Source organism: Allobosea eneae (assembly GCF_042657265.1).
GTDB lineage: Bacteria > Pseudomonadota > Alphaproteobacteria > Rhizobiales > Beijerinckiaceae > Allobosea > Allobosea eneae.
In genome coordinates, this window is the sequence record NZ_JBHSLW010000034.1 from 114,601 (window position 1) to 131,112 (window position 16,512).

At 67.3% G+C, this 16,512-nt stretch carries 17 protein-coding genes; 8 read left to right on the forward strand and 9 right to left on the reverse strand.

The window, feature by feature from the left end:
* The first annotated feature begins 85 nt into the window (after window positions 1-85).
* The 4 genes from ACFPOB_RS20235 (at window position 86) to ACFPOB_RS20250 (ending at window position 4,482) form a co-directional block, all read left to right on the forward strand.
* A complete protein-coding gene (locus ACFPOB_RS20235) occupies window positions 86-1,285 on the forward strand; it encodes an HD-GYP domain-containing protein (protein ID WP_377800201.1) in 1,200 nt (399 codons plus the stop codon).
* Between the two features lie 134 nt (window positions 1,286-1,419).
* Window positions 1,420-2,475: a sugar phosphate isomerase/epimerase family protein gene (locus ACFPOB_RS20240; protein ID WP_377800202.1), complete on the forward strand. Its 1,056-nt coding sequence runs from the start codon at window positions 1,420-1,422 to the stop codon at window positions 2,473-2,475.
* An 11-nt stretch (window positions 2,476-2,486) separates the two neighbouring features.
* On the forward strand, window positions 2,487-3,662 hold the full coding sequence (locus ACFPOB_RS20245) for a Gfo/Idh/MocA family protein (protein ID WP_377800203.1): 1,176 nt from the start codon (window positions 2,487-2,489) through the stop codon (window positions 3,660-3,662).
* A 73-nt stretch (window positions 3,663-3,735) separates the two neighbouring features.
* Complete coding sequence (locus tag ACFPOB_RS20250; protein WP_377800204.1) at window positions 3,736-4,482, forward strand: transporter substrate-binding domain-containing protein; 747 nt, start codon at window positions 3,736-3,738, stop codon at window positions 4,480-4,482.
* 121 nt (window positions 4,483-4,603) lie between these two features.
* On the opposite strand, the gene ACFPOB_RS20255 is transcribed toward ACFPOB_RS20250, so the two are convergent.
* The 6 genes from ACFPOB_RS20255 to ACFPOB_RS20280 form a co-directional block, all read right to left on the reverse strand.
* Complete coding sequence (locus ACFPOB_RS20255) at window positions 4,604-5,542, reverse strand: threonine ammonia-lyase (RefSeq protein ID WP_377800205.1); 939 nt, start codon at window positions 5,540-5,542, stop codon at window positions 4,604-4,606.
* On the reverse strand, window positions 5,539-6,579 hold the full coding sequence (locus ACFPOB_RS20260; protein ID WP_377800206.1) for a succinylglutamate desuccinylase/aspartoacylase family protein: 1,041 nt from the start codon (window positions 6,577-6,579) through the stop codon (window positions 5,539-5,541). The genes ACFPOB_RS20255 and ACFPOB_RS20260 overlap by 4 nt, the downstream gene beginning before the upstream one ends.
* A gap of 184 nt (window positions 6,580-6,763) precedes the next feature.
* Entirely contained in the window at window positions 6,764-7,546 is a 783-nt protein-coding gene (locus ACFPOB_RS20265; protein ID WP_377800207.1) for a transporter substrate-binding domain-containing protein, read from the reverse strand.
* A gap of 46 nt (window positions 7,547-7,592) precedes the next feature.
* Window positions 7,593-8,324, reverse strand: coding sequence for an amino acid ABC transporter ATP-binding protein (locus ACFPOB_RS20270; RefSeq protein WP_377800208.1), 732 nt, complete (start codon window positions 8,322-8,324; stop codon window positions 7,593-7,595).
* On the reverse strand, window positions 8,311-8,961 hold the full coding sequence (locus tag ACFPOB_RS20275; RefSeq protein ID WP_377800209.1) for an amino acid ABC transporter permease: 651 nt from the start codon (window positions 8,959-8,961) through the stop codon (window positions 8,311-8,313). Before ACFPOB_RS20275 ends, ACFPOB_RS20270 begins: the two co-directional genes overlap by 14 nt.
* The gene (locus tag ACFPOB_RS20280; RefSeq protein ID WP_377800210.1) at window positions 8,958-9,617 is read right to left on the reverse strand and encodes an amino acid ABC transporter permease; all 660 of its coding nucleotides are present in this window, start codon (window positions 9,615-9,617) and stop codon (window positions 8,958-8,960) included. Before ACFPOB_RS20280 ends, ACFPOB_RS20275 begins: the two co-directional genes overlap by 4 nt.
* A 155-nt stretch (window positions 9,618-9,772) precedes the next feature.
* On the opposite strand from ACFPOB_RS20280, the gene ACFPOB_RS20285 reads away from it, so the two are divergent.
* The 4 genes from ACFPOB_RS20285 (at window position 9,773) to ACFPOB_RS20300 (ending at window position 13,395) form a co-directional block, all read left to right on the forward strand.
* Complete coding sequence (locus ACFPOB_RS20285) at window positions 9,773-10,558, forward strand: IclR family transcriptional regulator (protein ID WP_377800211.1); 786 nt, start codon at window positions 9,773-9,775, stop codon at window positions 10,556-10,558.
* 138 nt (window positions 10,559-10,696) lie between these two features.
* The gene (locus ACFPOB_RS20290) at window positions 10,697-10,906 is read left to right on the forward strand and encodes a hypothetical protein (RefSeq protein ID WP_377800212.1); all 210 of its coding nucleotides are present in this window, start codon (window positions 10,697-10,699) and stop codon (window positions 10,904-10,906) included.
* 243 nt (window positions 10,907-11,149) lie between these two features.
* A complete protein-coding gene (locus ACFPOB_RS20295) occupies window positions 11,150-11,476 on the forward strand; it encodes a polyhydroxyalkanoic acid system family protein (protein WP_377800213.1) in 327 nt (108 codons plus the stop codon).
* A 128-nt stretch (window positions 11,477-11,604) separates the two neighbouring features.
* The gene (locus tag ACFPOB_RS20300) at window positions 11,605-13,395 is read left to right on the forward strand and encodes a cation:proton antiporter domain-containing protein (protein WP_377800214.1); all 1,791 of its coding nucleotides are present in this window, start codon (window positions 11,605-11,607) and stop codon (window positions 13,393-13,395) included.
* A gap of 153 nt (window positions 13,396-13,548) precedes the next feature.
* Here ACFPOB_RS20300 and ACFPOB_RS20305 read toward each other — a convergent pair whose 3' ends face one another.
* From ACFPOB_RS20305 to ACFPOB_RS20315, 3 genes are read right to left on the reverse strand one after another with little or no spacing between them, the layout of a single operon-like run.
* Window positions 13,549-14,484 carry a site-specific tyrosine recombinase XerD gene (locus ACFPOB_RS20305; RefSeq protein ID WP_377800215.1) on the reverse strand — a complete coding sequence of 312 codons (936 nt, stop codon included), beginning with the start codon at window positions 14,482-14,484 and terminating at the stop codon, window positions 13,549-13,551.
* Window positions 14,481-14,627, reverse strand: a complete 147-nt coding sequence (locus tag ACFPOB_RS20310; RefSeq protein WP_377800216.1) for a histidine kinase — start codon at window positions 14,625-14,627, stop codon at window positions 14,481-14,483. Before ACFPOB_RS20310 ends, ACFPOB_RS20305 begins: the two co-directional genes overlap by 4 nt.
* 30 nt (window positions 14,628-14,657) lie before the next feature.
* Window positions 14,658-16,490 (reverse strand): aminodeoxychorismate synthase component I, encoded by a 1,833-nt coding sequence (locus ACFPOB_RS20315; RefSeq protein WP_377800217.1) that lies wholly within the window; start codon window positions 16,488-16,490, stop codon window positions 14,658-14,660.
* Window positions 16,491-16,512: the final 22 nt, after the last annotated feature.

A 16,512-nucleotide genomic window follows, 5' to 3' on the forward strand; every position in this document is an offset into this window, starting at 1 on the left:
CTTGCATTTTAAGGTTTGCCGTCCATGATCGTAGCGATTCCGGCACGGCCCTGCCTGCCCCGAAGCGAACCGACATGGTGGTGGGATGACGCAGTCGGCTGCACTGGCCTCGCCAGCTCTCGGCAAAGATGAGCAGATCGAGATCGCGGCCGCTTCCGATCTCGAAGGGCTGACGATGCGCCTCGCCAAGGCGCGCGGGGTCGAGGAGATTCTGCGGGTCGTCCGTGGCGGCGCCCGCAGGCTCGTCGGCGCCGACGGCATCAGCTTCGTCCTGCGCGAAGGCGACAAGTGCTTCTATGCCGACGAGGATGCGATCGGCCCGCTCTGGAAGGGTCAACGCTTCCCGCTGGAGCGCTGCATCTCCGGCTGGGCGATGCTGCACGGCGAAGCAGTCGTCGTCGAGGATGTCTATGCCGACGAGCGGATTCCGCACGCCTCGTATCGGCCGACCTTCGTGCAGAGCCTCGTCATGGTGCCGGTGCACGCCGATGATCCGGTCGCGGCGATCGGCGCCTATTGGGCCCGCCCGCACAAGCCCTCCGACGAGAGCGTCGAGATGCTCAAGCGCATCGCCAACAGCGCCGCGGTGGCGATGACCAATGTCGCGCTGTTCTCATCGCTCAATGCCGCGCGCGAGGAGGCGGTGCGCGCCAAGGACGCGCTGATCCTCGCCATGGCCGCGCTCGCCGACACCCGCGACAACGAGACCGGCGACCATATCCGCCGGACGCAGCACTATGTCCGCGCTTTGGCGGAGGCAGCGCGTCGGCATGGGCTCTATCAGCCGCAGCTCGACACCGAGCTGATCGAGCTCATGTACAAGTCGGCACCATTGCACGATATCGGGAAGGTCGGCATTTCCGACGCGATCCTGCGCAAGCCCGGCAGGCTCGACGCCGAGGAATTCGCGATCATGCGCACCCACGCCAGGCTTGGGCGCGACGCCATCGCCAATGCCGAGCGTTATTTCGGCGGCACGACCAGCTTCCTGACGATCGCCAAGGAGATGGCGTATTCCCATCACGAGCGCTGGGACGGGACAGGCTATCCCGAGGGTCTCATCGGCGATGCCATCCCGCTCTGCGGGCGGATCATGGCGATCGCCGATGTCTACGATGCCCTGGTTTCCGATCGCGTCTACAAGGCCGCGATCCCGCATGCCGAGGCTGTACGGGTCATCGCAAGCGAGCGCGGCCGCCATTTCGATCCGGCGCTGGTCGATGTCTTCCTGGAGATCGCTCCGGTCTTCCAGGAGATCAACAGCCAGTTCAGCAATCCGGCCTGAGCCCATCGGCAATGGACCCCCTCTGCCAGATTTGACAGGCGAGCCGGTCCCGCTACAGTCTTGCAATCGATTACATCGCCGGTCAGGCGGCGATTGCGAGCTCCGGCAAGGAGCCGCGTTGTCGGGAGGTCGCGATGAAGACCATGAAGGGCCCGGGGCTCTTTCTCGCCCAGTTCGCCGGCGACGAGGCGCCATTCAATTCGCTCGACGCGATCGGCCGCTGGGCTGCATCGCTCGGCTACAAGGGCATGCAGATTCCGAGCTGGGACGCCCGTCTGTTCGATCTCGCCAGGGCCGCCGAATCCGACGCCTATTGCGACGAGGTCAAGGGTACGCTCGCCCAATACGGCCTGTCGATCACCGAGCTCTCGACCCATCTCCAGGGCCAGCTCGTCGCAGTCCATCCAGCCTTCGACGAGGCCTTCGACGGTTTCGCAGTGGCCGCCGTGCGCGGCAACCCGAAGGCGCGGCAGGAATGGGCAGTCGAGCAGATGAAGCTTGGAGCCAAAGCCTCGCGCCGGCTCGGCCTCACAGCCAATGTCAGCTTCACCGGCGCGCTCGCCTGGCCCTTCGTCTACCCCTGGCCGCAGCGCCCGGCCGGGCTGGTCGAGACCGCCTTCGCCGAGCTCGGCAAGCGCTGGCGGCCGATCCTCGACGCGTATGACGAGGCCGGCGTCGACCTTTGCTACGAGATCCACCCGGGCGAGGACGTCCATGACGGGGCGACCTTCGAGCGCTTCGTCGATGCGGTCGGGGGCCATCGCAGAGCCTGCATCAACTACGACCCCAGCCATTTCCTGCTGCAGCAGCTCGACTATCTCGCCTTCATCGACATCTACCATGAGCGGATCAAGGCCTTCCATGTGAAGGATGCCGAGTTCAACCCGAATGGCCGCGTCGGCGTCTATGGCGGCTACGAGCCCTGGGTCGACCGCGCCGGCCGCTTCCGTTCGCTCGGCGACGGCCAGGTCGATTTCGGCGCCATCTTCTCGAAGCTGGCGCAGTACGACTACGAGTCCTGGGCCGTGCTCGAATGGGAATGCGCGCTGAAACACCCTGAGGACGGGGCGCGCGAAGGTGCGGAATTCATCGCAGCCCATATCATCCGGGTGACGGAACGTGCCTTCGACGACTTTGCCGCCGGGGGCACCGACGAGGCGGCGAACCGGCGCATGCTGGGCCTCGCCTGAAGGGGATGGCCATGGCGATCGAGGGCTCGACGACGCAAAAACTCAATCGCCGCCTGCGCCTCGGCATGGTCGGCGGCGGGCGCGGCGCCTTCATCGGCGCGGTGCATCGCATCGCTGCAAGGCTCGACGATCGCTGGCAACTCGTCGCAGGCGCTCTCTCCTCCGATCCGGAACGCGGGCGCCTCTCCGGCGAGGACCTCTTGCTCGACCCCACCCGCCTCTATGCCGATGCCACCGAGATGGCAAAGCGCGAGAAGCGCCGAAAGGATGGCATCGATGCGGTCGCGATCGTCACGCCGAACCATGCCCATGCGCCGGCGGCGAAAGCCTTCCTCAAGGCCGGCATCCATGTGATCTGCGACAAGCCGCTGACGACGAGCCTGCGCGAAGCGGAAAGCTTAGCGAAGCTGGCCAAGGACAGCGGTCTGATCTTCGCGGTCACGCATAACTACACCGGCTACCCGCTGGTCCGGCAGGCGCGCGCCATGGTCGCCGAGGGCGTGATCGGCAAGCTGCGCGTCGTCCAGGTCGAGTATGCGCAGGACTGGCTCGCCACCAGGCTCGAGGAGAGCGGGCAGAAGCAGGCGGAATGGCGCACCGATCCGGCGAGGTCAGGCCCCGCCGGGTCGATCGGCGATATCGGCAGCCATGCCTTCAACCTCGCCGAGTTCATCGCGAACGACGAGGTCGAGGCGCTCGCGGCCGAAGCCCATGTCTTCGTCGAAGGCCGCCGGCTCGACGACAACGCCCATATGCTGCTGCGTTTCAAAAACGGCGCGCGCGGCATGCTCTGGTGCAGCCAGGTCGCCGCCGGCCAGGAGAACGGCTTGCGCATCCGCCTCTATGGCGAGAAGGGTGGCCTCGAATGGCAGCAGGAGAACCCGAACCTGCTGATCCATTCGCCGCTCGGCGAGCCGCCGCGCCTGATCCGCCGCAACGGCGCCGGCGCCTATCCCGTCGCCAACGCCGCCTCGCGCATCCCCGCTGGCCATCCCGAGGGCTATCTCGAAGGCTTCGCGCAGCTCTACGCCGACATCGCCGAGCAGATCACCGCCCGGATCGAGGGGCGCGAGCCCGCCCCCTTCTCGACGCTGGTGCCAACAGTCGCCGATGGCCTCCGCGGTGTGCGCTTCATCGAGGCGGCTGTGCGCTCCTCGGCCAAGGGCGCGCGCTGGCTGGAACTCTGACGATCTCGATCCCGCTTGTCCTCCCCGCCAGCGGCACGGCATAAGCAGCGCCGACGACAGGGAGGACGACGCCATGGAATTCCGCCCGGATATCGGCCAGCTCTCGCCGACCGTGCGCGAGCATCTGGCGCCGGCCAACCTGCTGCGCGCCGGCATCAACCTCTCGAACTTCCTGCTGGTGTCGAGCCGCGGCCCGCAGGGCGAGCCGCAAGGCGTCTCGCCCGACATGGCGCGTGCCCTCGCCGACCATCTCGGCACCGGCCTGCGCTATGTCACTTACGAGAATCCCGGCCTGCTCGCCGATGCCGCGCCTTGCGACGAATGGGATGTCGGCCTGATCGGCGCCGAGCCGCAGCGCGCCGAGGCGATCAGCTTCTCGCCGGCCTATGCCGAGATCGAGGCGACCTTTCTCGTCCGCGATGTCTCGCCGCTGCGCGAGATCGCCGATGTCGATGGGCAGGGCGTTCGCATCGCCGTCAGTGGCCGGACCGCCTATGGGCTCTGGCTCGATCGCAATATCCGCAAGGCTGAGCTCGTCCGCTCCGGCACGCTCGACGATTCCGCTGCCGATTTCGTCTCGAAGGAACTCGACGCGCTCGCGGGCCTGCGCCCGCGCCTGCTCAAGGACGTCGTGGCCATCCCCGGCACGCGCATCCTGCCCGGCCACTTCATGACTGTGCAGCAGGCGATCGGCGTGCCCAAGGCCAAGGCCGAGGCGGCGGCTTATCTCGCAAAATTCGTCGCTACGGCGAAGGACTCGGGCTTCGTCGCAGCGCTGATCGCCAAGCACGGCGTGCAGGGGCTGAGCGTCGCACGTTGATCAGCCGTCATTCTCGGGCGAAGCGAAGCGCAGACCCGAGAATCTCATGACGAGAAGGGCGTCGACCGGAGCCTCCTCCTGCCTGAGATGCTCGGGTCAAGCCCGAGCATGACGGGGGTGGTCATGTCCCATCCGTTCCGGCGCCGCAAACCAGCGCGCAGACCTTGCTGCCCGGCGCAGGCACGAAGCGCTTCGCCTGCAGGGCCGCGACCGCCGCAGCGCCCGAGAGATCGGCGGCGATGCCGAACTCGAACCAGAGCGATTGCGCCGCCCCCTCCATCTCGTCGTCGCTGACCAGCACGATCTCGTCGACATGTTTGGCGACCGCCTCATAGATCGCCTGGTCGGTGCGCCGGCACGACATCGTCGCGACCCGCGTCTCCAGCCTGTCGAGCGTCACCAGCTTGCCGGCTTCCAGGCAGGCATGCAGCGTCGGCGAGCCATAGGGCTCGACGCCGATGATCCGGGTCTGCGGCCTGAGCGCCTTCACCGCCGTCGACAGCCCGGTGATCAGCCCGCCGCCGCCGATCGCGACGAGGATGACATCGACATCGGGAATCTCGTCGAGGATGTCGAGGCCGAGCGTGCCCTGGCCGGCGACCACCACGGGGTCACTGAACGGATGCGCGTAGGTCGCGCCGGTCTCCCTGGCGTAGGCGAGCGCCGCGGCATTGGCATCGTCCCAGACCGCGCCGACGATCTCGACCTCGGCACCCCAGCGTTTCAGCTTGGCGACCTTGTCGGCCACGACATTGGACGGCAGGAAGATTTTGGCCTTCACGCCGAGCACATGCGCCGAGCGGGCGATGGCGAGCCCGTGATTGCCGCCCGAGGCCGTGACGACGCCGCGAGCAAGCTGCTCAGCCGAGAGCGTCAGTAGCCGGTTCATCGCGCCACGTGCCTTGAACGAGCCGGCCGCCTGCAGCAATTCGAGCTTCAGCGTCACCGTGCCGCCGAACTCGTCGCGCGAGCTGAGCTGGCCATAGGGCAGGATCGGCGTCTTGCGGATATGCGGCTGGATTCGCCAGCGCGCCGCACGGATATCGTCGAGGCCGATCACGACAGCACCCCGCGATAGGGCGCCGCGACGATCAGGCAGCAATTGCCCGGCCGGACGCGGCCCGGCTGACGCCTGCCATAGAGGATGCCGTCGGCGGCGTAATGCAGCGTCTCCGGCGGTCGCGTCGGGTCCCAGGTGCAATGGATGCGCCCAGCCGGCTGCCCGGCGCTAACCTTTTCGCCATTGGCATGGAACGGCTCGAAGATGCCGTCCGCCGTGGCGTAGACGTAAGCGGCGGTGCCCGGCAGTTCGAGCACCTGCCCATCGCCGCGGCGCGGTTCCGGCGTATCGCGGGCGACGATGCCGAGATGGTCGAGCACATTGGCAACGCCGCGGCGGCAGATCTTCAAGGCGTCGAGCGAGACCGTGCCGGCGCCCGCCATCTCGGTGCCCACGGTGACGAGCCCCTGCCGGCAGGCGGTCGCCGTCGCCGTGCGCGGCTCGCCGAGATTGGCGATCACCACCGTCATCGGCGCGTCGAACGCCTGCACGGCCGCGACATTGCGCTTATGCAGCTGCGGATCGTCGGTCGGCTCGACGATCGCGCTCGGGATGATGTCGAGCGAGGAGCCGCCGGAGTGCAGGTCGAGGAAGGCGTCGCCCAGCGGCAGGATGTGGTCGCTGAGGAAGGCCGAGATCTGCTGGGTGATGGTACCGCGCGGATCGCCGGGAAAGGTGCGGTTGAAGTTGAGCCCGTCGACCGACGAGGTGCGCTTTCCCGCGATCACCGCATGGACATTGTTCGCCGGCATCAGGATGAGCCGGCCCTGCACCCGGCCGGGGTCGAGATTGCGGATCAAGTCGCAGATCGCGATCGGCCCCTCATACTCATCGCCATGATTGCCGCCTTCGAGGATCGCCGTCGGACCCGAGCCATTCTTGATGATCGCGACCGGGATCCGCGTCGCGCCCCAGGCGTCGTCGTCAGGCGAATGCGGGATCATCAGGAAGCCGACCTGCTTGCCATCCTTCTCCGGGTCGACGGTGAGGAAGGCGCTGGACGGGCGCGGGGCCGGCTTCTGGCGAGAGCTGGTCATGGCGGGGCTCGATGGGACGTGGCTTGGGAAGCCCTACCCATGGAGGGAAGGGTCGAGGCAGGTCGTCATGCTCGGGCTTGACCCGAGCATCTCGGCCCGAACGAGGCGCCGGCCGGCGCCTTCTCATCAGGAGATTCTCGGGTCTGCGCTTCACTGCGCCCGAGAATGACGGCGGATATGCCCGTTACAGCGTCGGCAGCGGGTCCATCGGCATGTCCAGGTACTTCTTGTGCAGCCGGTCGAGCTCGCCGTTCATCGTGTTGAAGAAGATGAAGCCGTCGAGCCAGCGCACGAGGTTGTGCTGGTCCATCTGCACGCCCATATGCGCCGGGCTGCGGCGGATGACGAATTTGCGCTCGAACTCCTTGTTCGGATTCTGCTTGGCGAGCGCCTGGGCGACGATCGAGTTGGTCGCGAGCAGGTCGGCTTGGCCGGTGATGTAGGCGGCGGCCGCGGTCGCATCGTCCTCGGTGCGCATGATGCTGGCCTTCGGCGCCGTCGCGGTGATGGCGAGTTCCTGCGTCGTGCCCTTGGCTGCGGCGACGCGGTTGGAGCCGATCGTCTCCGGGCTCGTCACATTGGCCGATTTCGCGCCGTAGACGGCGAGGAAGGTGTTGGCATAGGGCGCGGTGAACTGGATCTGCCTGGCGCGCTCCGGCGTCAGACCCATCACCGAGATGACGATGTCGACCTTGTCGGTCAGCAAGAAGGGGATGCGGTTGGCGCCGGTGATCTGCTGCATCTCCAGCTTCACGCCGAGGCCCTTGGCGACCATCTCGGCGAGCTCGATGTCGAAGCCGACCGGATTGCGATTGGCGTCCTGCGAGCCGAAGGGCGGCGCATCGAGCGGTACGCCGATGCGCACCACGCCCTTGGACAGGATGTCCTGGAGCTTGTCGGCCTTGGCCTCGACCGCACCGAACGCGGCGATCGCCATCGCCGCAAGCCCTGCAAACAGTTTACGCATCTGTCTCTCCCCTCGTTGACCGCTACTGGAACCGATCGTCACTGCCTCAGTGCAGGACTGCGCTGAGGAAGGTGGTGAGCTCGGGCGTCTTCGGCGCGGCGAGAACCGCCGCGGCCTGGCCTTCTTCGTGGATGCGGCCCTCGTGCATGAAGACGACACGCGAGCCAAACCGGCGGGCAAAGCCCATTTCGTGGGTGACGAGCATCATGGTCATGCCCTCCTGCGCCACGGATTCGAGCACTTTCAGCACCTCGCCGGTGAGCTCCGGATCGAGGGCCGAGGTGACCTCGTCGAACAGCATCAGCTTCGGCCGCATCGCCAGCGAGCGCGCGATCGCGACGCGCTGCTGCTGGCCGCCGGAGAGCTGCGCGGGATAGGCGTCGAGCTTGTCCTCCAGCCCGACCCGGGCCAGCACCTCGCGGGCGACCTCGCGTGCCTCGTCCGGCCGCTGCTTCTTCACGACGCGCGGGGCGAGCGTGATGTTGTCGCTGACCGAGAGATGCGGGAACAGGTTGAACTGCTGGAAGACGATGCCGACCTCCTGCCGGAGCTTGCGCAGGTCGGTGGCGGGATCGTTGACCTTGACGCCGTCGATGCGGATCGTGCCGGCCTGCACCGGCTCGAGCCCGTTGACGCAGCGCAGCAGCGTACTTTTCCCCGAGCCCGAGCGGCCGATCACGGCAACGACCTCGCCCTTTTCGATGTCGAGCGAGACGGCTTTCAGCACCTGGTTGGCGCCATAGCTCTTGCTGACGTCATGGATTTCAACGAGCGACATCGAGCTTCCGCTCGAGCGAGCGGCTCCATTGCGTGAGAGGGAAGCACATCGCGAAATAGATGCAGGCGACGGTGATGTAGACGGCAAAGGGCTTGTAGGTGCCCGCGGCCGTGAGCTGGCCCTCGCGGGTGAGCTCGACGAAGCCGATCACCGCCGCGAGCGAGGTATTCTTGATCAATTGCACCAGGAAACCGACCGTCGGCGGGATCGCGATCCGGATTGATTGCGGGATGATCACGTAGCGCAGTTGCTCAGCCAGCGAGAGACCGAGCGAGGCGCCCGCCTCCCATTGTGTTTTCGCGATCGAGACCAGCGCGCCCCGCCAGATCTCGCCGAGGAAGGCCGAGCCGTAGACGGAGAAGGCGACGGCGGCCGCGATCCAGGGATTGACCGAGACGCCGGCGAGCGGCAGCCCGAAGAAGATCAGGAACAGCCAGACCAGCAGCGGCGTGCCCTGCACCAGCTGGATATAGGTCGCCGCGAGCCAGCGCAGCGGCGCGACCGGCAGGATGCGCAGGATGGCGAGCGCGAGGCCCAGCACCGCCGAGCCGGCGAAGGCGACCGCGGTCAGCGCGATCGTCCAGCGCGCCGCCGCGATCAGGTACATCACATCGATGAGGCCGAATTCCCGGATCATCGGACGAACACCAGGCGGTAGATCAGGGCGAACAGGCCGCGGAAGCCGATGGCGAGCGCGAGATAGAGCACGCCGATCACCGTATAGACCTCGAAATCCCTGAAGGTGCGCGACTGCACGATCGACGCCGCATGGAAGAGGTCCTGCACCGAGATCTGCGAGGCGACGCTGGTCGCCAGCATCAGGAGCACGAACTGGCTGGCGAGCGCCGGGAACATCGCCTTCAGCGCCGGGAAGACGACGATGTAGCGGAAGACCTGCAGGCCGGAGAGCCCGAGCGAATGCCCGGCCTCGACCTGCGCCTTCGGCACGGCTTCCAGGCCCGCACGGACGATCTCGGTGGTATAGGCGCCGAGATTGATCACCAGTGCGATCATCGCAGCGGTCAGGCCGTCGAGCCTGACGCCGAAGCTCGGCAAGCCGAAGAAGATCAGGAAGAGCTGTACGATGAGCGGCGTGTTGCGGATGATCTCGACATAGGCGCCGACGATGCCGCGCAGCCAGGCCGGGCCGTAGGTACGCCCGGCGGCACACAGGATGCCGATCAGCAGCCCGCCGACCATCGCGGTGATCGACAGCAGCAGCGTGATCCAGACGCCGTCGAGAATGGACTCCCAGGCCGCAAAGACGTCGCGAAACTGGAGCCCGTACTTCATCGCCGTCAGCCCTGCCGGGCCTGCGGGCCATAGGCCCGCCGTCCGGATGCGCTGGACGGATGTCGCGGCGATGCGCTCATGTCGCTCCCTCTTTACCCGGAGGCTAGTTTGGCTTCTTATTTGATGTCAAGCTTCACATATGAAACAGGCGCAACATGAGCGTTCTCCCTGAAGCCGACACCGAGGAAAAGGCGGCCTATGCCGCCCCCGCCCTGGAGAAGGGGCTCGACATCCTTGAGCTGCTCGCCGAGACCGGCGAGCCGCTCTCGACCCGCGTGATCGCCGAGCGGCTGCAGCGCTCGAAGAGCGAGATTTTCCGGATGGTCTTCGTGCTGCAGCAGCGCGGCTATCTCGAGCGCGAGCCGGGGACCGACCGGCTCGGTCTGTCCCGCCGCCTGTTCGACCTCGGGATCAGGACACCGGGCGGCAAGCAGCTCACCTCGGTGGTGCTGCCGCTGATGGAGCGCTTCAGCGAGGAGAGCGGCCAGGCCGCCCATCTCGTTGTGCTCAGCCGGGCCCAGACCGTGGTGCTCGCCACCACCGCCGGCCATCTCGACGCCAGCGTCATCGTCCGCCCCGGCTATGGCCGCCCGGCGCTCGACGCCAATTCCGGCCTCCTCATTCTTGCCTTCCAGTCGGAGGCGCGCCGGCGCGGACTGATGCGCGAGGCGCCGCCGGAGATCCGGAAGCGCCTCGATGAGCCGGCAACACAGGTCGCGCTCGCGGAAGTGCGCGCGCTCGGGCACCGCATCGCGCCCAGCCGCGACATCCTCGCCGTCACCGACATCGCCTGCCCGGTGATCGGCCCGGCCGGCCACGCCGAGGCGGCTATCCTCGTGCCCTGCCTGCAGCGGCACGGTGTCGAGACCGACGAGAACGCGATCCTGCTGGCGCTCAAGGCCTGCGCCGCCGAGGCCGGCTTGCGCCTGCCCTTTGGCTAGCACTGACCCGGTAAACCCATGGGCTAACCCGGAAAACCCGCGCAATTGCCGCAACGCCACCCGAAGCCGGCCATATACTCTCCAAGATTGCTCGCGATTTTGCCTCTGATCGGAGCAACCGCCACGGAGGAGGACGATATGGCCGAGACCGCGACGAACCCTGAGACCATCGTGATGACCGATCCGGAGTGGATCGCGCTGGAAAGCATCAACGAGGAAACCCGCCGCTTCATCTTCGGCGAGGCGATGCTGCGCCTGCTTCAGGGCCGCGGGCTGGCCGAGCCCGGCGACGAGCTCTGGAAGGTCACGCCGCAGGGCCAGCAGGCGCTCGAATCCCGCAGCCATTGATCCTCCCACGTCACTCACTCAACCGAGTCGTCCCGGACAAGCGGCGCAGCCGCGCCGATCCAGGACCCCTTCCTGAGCCTTTCCGATAGAGGTTCCGGAATGGATCCCTGGTCTCCCTGCGGTCGCCCGGAACGACTCGTTCAAATGTCGGACCGGTCGGCGAGCGTTAGACGGTTGCAAGCGCCCGCCACGCAGCCCATCTCAGCGGCACGCCAGCTCGCCCACGCTTCCCGGACCTGACGCATGAAACGCCCCGTAACCATCACGATCTCGCATTCGCTCGGCCGCGAGGCGGCCCGCCAGCGGCTGCAGGGCGGCGTCGGCAAGGTCCGTGACAAGCTCGGCGGCTTCGGCATGCAGCTCGTCGAGGAGAGCTGGCAGGGCGATACCCTGCAGTTCGCCGTCGCCGCGCTCGGCCAGACCGTCAATGGCAAGATCGAGGTCGAGGATGCGCTCGTGCGCGTCGAGGTGATGCTGCCTTTGATGCTCGCCATCTTCGCCGAGAAGCTCAAGCGCGGGGTCGAGAAGCAGGGCCAGATCCTGCTCGAGCACAAGCCGACCAAGGCCTGATCCCGCGCACCGCGCGCCATGTCGCAGCCGGCTTGCGACTTTTGTCTTCCATCGAAGGTTGAAATCGCCTGCCGCGATCCGCACAGTCGCAGGCGCACTCCCTCTTCCCACCTGCCCACCGGAGACCCATGCATCACGGCCCATTGATCGCCATCATCGTCATGGGCCTCGGCCTCGCCTTCGTGTTCGGGGCGCTAGCGCAGAAACTCAGGGTTTCCCCGCTCGTCGGCTATCTCCTCGCCGGCGTCGCGGTCGGACCGTTCACCCCCGGCTTCGTCGCCGACCAGAATCTCGCTAACGACCTCGCCGAAATCGGCGTCATCCTGCTGATGTTCGGCGTCGGCCTGCATTTCTCGCTGAAGGACCTGCTCTCGGTCAAAGCCATCGCCGTGCCGGGCGCGCTGGTGCAGATCGCAGCCGCGACCCTGCTCGGCCTCGGCCTCGCTTTGCTGCTCGGCTGGACCGTGATCGCCGGCCTCGTCTTCGGCCTGGCGCTCTCGGTCGCCAGTACCGTCGTGCTGCTGCGCGCCCTGCAGGAACGCCGCATCGTCCAGACCGAGAAGGGCAAGATCGCCGTCGGCTGGCTGATCGTCGAGGACCTCGCCATGGTCCTGGCGCTGGTCATGATCCCGGCGGTCGCCGATGTGCTCAACGGCGGCTCGGGCGCTGCTTCCGGAGGGGGGCCGCTGGCGACGCGCTTCGATCTCGGCCTCTGGGGCGTGCTCGGCCTGACGCTGGCCAAGGTCGCCGCCTTCGTCGCCTTCATGCTGATCGTCGGGCGCCGGCTGATCCCCTGGATCCTGCACTGGGTCGCCCATACCGGCTCGCGCGAGCTCTTTCGCCTCGCCGTGCTGGCGATCGCGCTCGGCGTCGCCTATCTCGCCGCCAGCCTGTTCGGCGTCTCCTTCGCGCTCGGCGCCTTCTTCGCCGGCATGATCTTGAGCGAATCGCCGCTCAGCCATCGCGCCGCCGAAGAATCGCTGCCGCTGCGCGACGCCTTCGCCGTGCTGTTCTTCGTCTCGGTCGGCATGCTTTTCGATCCCGGCATCGTCCTGCGCGCCCCGCTGCCGCTGATCGCGACCATCACCATCATCCTGTTCGGCAAGTCGCTCGCCGCCTGGCTGATCGTGCGCGCCTTCGGCAGGCCCGATCAGGTCGCGCTGACCATTTCGGCCAGCCTGGCGCAGATCGGCGAGTTCTCCTTCATTCTCGCCGGTCTCGGCGTCTCCCTGAAGCTGCTGCCCGAACAGGGGCGCGACCTGATCCTCGCCGGTGCGATCTTCTCGATTGTGCTCAATCCGCTGATGTTCAAGCTGGTCGACCGCTTCGCCCCGCCGGACGCTGTACCGGCCAAACCCAAGCCAGCGGAATCGAAACCGGCCGAGGCAGCGCCCGCCCCCCAGCCGGACGCGCCGGCTGCCGCACCGGAGCCCGAGCCTGCTCCTGCCCCCGAGCGCGACATCGCCCCGACCGCGCTCTCCGACCACATCGTCGTCGTCGGCTATGGCCGCGTCGGCTCGCTGCTCGGCGCCGGCCTTGCCGCGATGGGCGAGAAGCTTCTGGTGATCGAGGATCAGGATGACGGCGTCGCCGCCGCCCGCCGCGACGGCGCCGAGGTGCTCGTCGGCAATGCCGCCGACCCTGAAGTGCTCGGCGCCGCCGGCCTTGCCCGCGCGAAGCGCCTCTTCGTCGCCATCCCCGGCAGCTTTGAGGCTGGCCAGGTCTGCGAGCAGGCCCGCAAGCAAAATCCGGGTCTGCCGATCGTCGCCCGCGCCCATTCCCTCGCCGAGGTCGAGCATCTCAAGGGTTGCGGCGCCAGCCGGACCATCATGGGCGAGGCCGAGATCGCCCGCGCCATGCTGGCGCTCTGCGGCAGGAAAGGCGATGAGGCGGCTCCGGGGGCGCCGAACGCGGCCTAAGCCCAGCTTGAGTCCGTTCCGATCTGATCTCCCCGTCATTGCGAGCGCAGCGAAGCAATCCAGGGGGACGTAGCGCTCTGCCGCCACTGGATTGCTTCGTCGGTACCCTCCTCGCAATGACGGGTTCGCGTTTCAGTCAGGTAGAAATCTGCTCTACCCCTCCCCATCCATCAGCGGGTGCAAGTCGCGCACCATGCTCTTCAATCGCTCGTCGAGGATATGGGTGTAGATCTGCGTCGTCGCGATATCGGCGTGGCCGAGCAGCTCCTGCACGACGCGCAGGTCCGCGCCGTTCTGCAGGAGATGGCTGGCGAAGGCATGCCTGAGCACATGCGGCGAGACCTTGGCCGGCGACAGGCCAGCCGCCGCCGCCAGCGATTTGAGATCGCGCCCGAAGGCCTGGCGGGTCAGATGCCCGCTCTCGCCGTCCGAGGGAAAGAGCCAGCGGCCGTCGGCTGCGCCCTGCTCGCGCAGCAAAGCGAGATGCGCTGTGGCTGCGATGCGCGCCGCCTCGTTCAGCGGCACCAGCCGGTCCTTGTCGCCCTTGCCGCGCACGACCAGGAAGCGCTCGCGGGTCGTCGCCGCCGAGAGCGGCAGCGCGATCAATTCGGAGACGCGTAGGCCGGTGGCGTAGAGCATCTCGATCAGGCAGCGCATCCTGACCGTCCGCGCCCGGGCGGCGGGTGAGAGTCCCTCCTGCTCTGCCATCTGCTGGGCCGTGCCGATCAGCCTGTCGACCTCTGCGACGCTGAGCACCTTCGGCAATGGCCGGCCCAGCCGCGGTCCCTCGATCGCGGCGGTCGGGTCGGTGCCGGCGAGGCCTTCCGTATAGAGGAAGCGATGGAATTGCCGTACAGCGGAGAGCCGCCGCGCTGCCGAGGAGGCCTTCAGGCCCCGCTCTGACAATTCGACCAGATACGCCCGGAGATCGTCGGCCGTGACGGCTGCGGGACCGCCGTGGCTGGCGGCGAAGCCGAGATAGTCCTCGAGGTCGCGCTCATAGGCTTCGAGCGTGTTCTTGGCTGCACCGCGCTCGGCCGACAGCATGTCGAGGAAGCCGTTCAGCCAGGAGCGCGCCTGCTTGCTCATTTCTGCTGCAGCTTCGAGGGCGGCACGATCTCGACCATCTCACGCGGCTCCGGCTTCACGAAGATGACCAGCGCGATCATGCCGCCATAGACCAGCCCGGCGATCACGGCCAGAAACGTCAGGAACTTGAACAGCGTCGGCACGGCCGGCGATTCCCCATCCACCCCAACCCGTTATTTCTGATCGACCCGGCCGGATGCAAGCGAAGAACCAGCGAGCTCCGCGATCTGGAGCCCGCGCAGGCTGTTGCCGACATAACAGCGCCCGGCCTGCCGGAGATCGTCGAGGCGCAAGGGCGCCTCGCGAGCTGCGCCGGTTTCGATGAGTTCGCGGCGCAGCACGCCCGGCAAGAGGCCATGCTCCAATGGCGGCGTCAGCAAGACGCCGTCGCGCTCGATGAAAATGTTGCTGCGGCTGGTCTCGGTGATGAAGCCCTGCCGGTTCAGAAGCAGGGCATCGTCGCAACCTTGCGCTGTCGCCTTGGCGAAGGCCCGTTCATAGATCGTTCGCCGCGTCGTCTTGTGGCGCAGGAAGGGATCGCCGGCATCGACCCGCTGGCTGGCGACGGTGATGCGGAGCGCTCCATCGGCCGCAGGAGGCGTCGGCGCCGTGGTGATCTCAAGCGCACCGTTGCGACGCAGTTCGCAGCGGACGCGACGTTCCTCACCGACCGGAAACGAGGCTTCGGCCTTGGCGAGTTGCGCAAGGGCGTACTCGCGATCGAAGCGGAAACCAAGCGCCGCGGCCGACGTAGCCAGACGCTCGAAATGCAGCGCCAAGCGGACAAAACTACCCGACCAGCGCAGCGTCTCGATCAGCCCATAGTCCTCGGCAAGATCGGTCAGCACCCGCGCCTTGAGCTGGCACTCGGCATATTCCTCGGCCGGCTTCGAATCGACGACGATGCCGCCGCCGACGCCATAGAGGCCCTCGCCGCCGGGCAGCAGCGTCGCGGTCCGGATCGCGACGTTGAAGCGAAGGTCGCCATTCGGCGCGATCATCCCGATCGAGCCGGTGTAGATTTCGCGCGGCGCGGCTTCGAGCTCGCGGATGATCTCCATCGCCCGCAGCTTCGGCGCGCCCGTCACCGAGCCGCAGGGGAACAGCGCCCGCATCTGCTCGGCCAGTGACAGGCCCGGCCGCAACGTGCTCGTCACCGTCGAGGTCAGGGTGTGGAAGCCCGGATAAGTCTCGACGCTGAACAGCGCTGGCACCTTCACCGAGCCCTGCTCGCTGATCCGGCCGAGATCGTTGCGCAGGAGGTCGACGATCATCAGGTTCTCGGCACGCTGCTTTGGGTCGGCGCGCAAGGTTGTCTTCGCCGCCATGTCGGCTTGCGCATCGACACCGCGCGCCGCCGTCCCTTTCATCGGCCGGGTCACGGCCTGCCCGCGTGCGGTCTCGATGAACAGCTCCGGCGAGACCGAAAGGATGCTCGCCTTGCCTGTCACGACCATGCCGCCATGGGCGACCGGCTGGCTCGCCCTGAGCGCGCCGTAGAGCGCCAGCGGGTCGCCGGGGTAACGGAAGCGGATCGGGAAGGTGAGGTTGACCTGATAGGCGTCGCCGGCATGGAGATAGCCGAGCACGCGCTGGACGGCCAACGCGTGCTCGGCCTCGTCCAGCCCGAATGCCAGATCGTCGAGCGGCGGCGGACACAATGCTGCGAAGCCCCCATCGAGTTCCGCTGGCGCGATGCTGCGCGGCGCCTCGAACAGGCCGAACCAGAGCAACGGCAGACGATGCTCACTCGGCAACAGCGCCGCCAGACGCGGCTCGAAAGCGTAGCCGAGCTCATAGGAGAGGAAGCCGGCTGCGTGCAGGCCGCGCGCCAATCCGGCCTCGATGCGGGCGAACGCCCCGACGATCCCGGATGCCTCGGTCGCTTCGATGATCTCGACGGGGTCGGTGAAGAGCAACGCCTGCCCCGCCCGACTCCGATCCTCCAGCAGCACGAAGGGCGGCCGCAATGCGGCGATCCCGCTATCTTCGTCGGCCACCGTCATCGCGTGTCCCATCGCCCCGTCG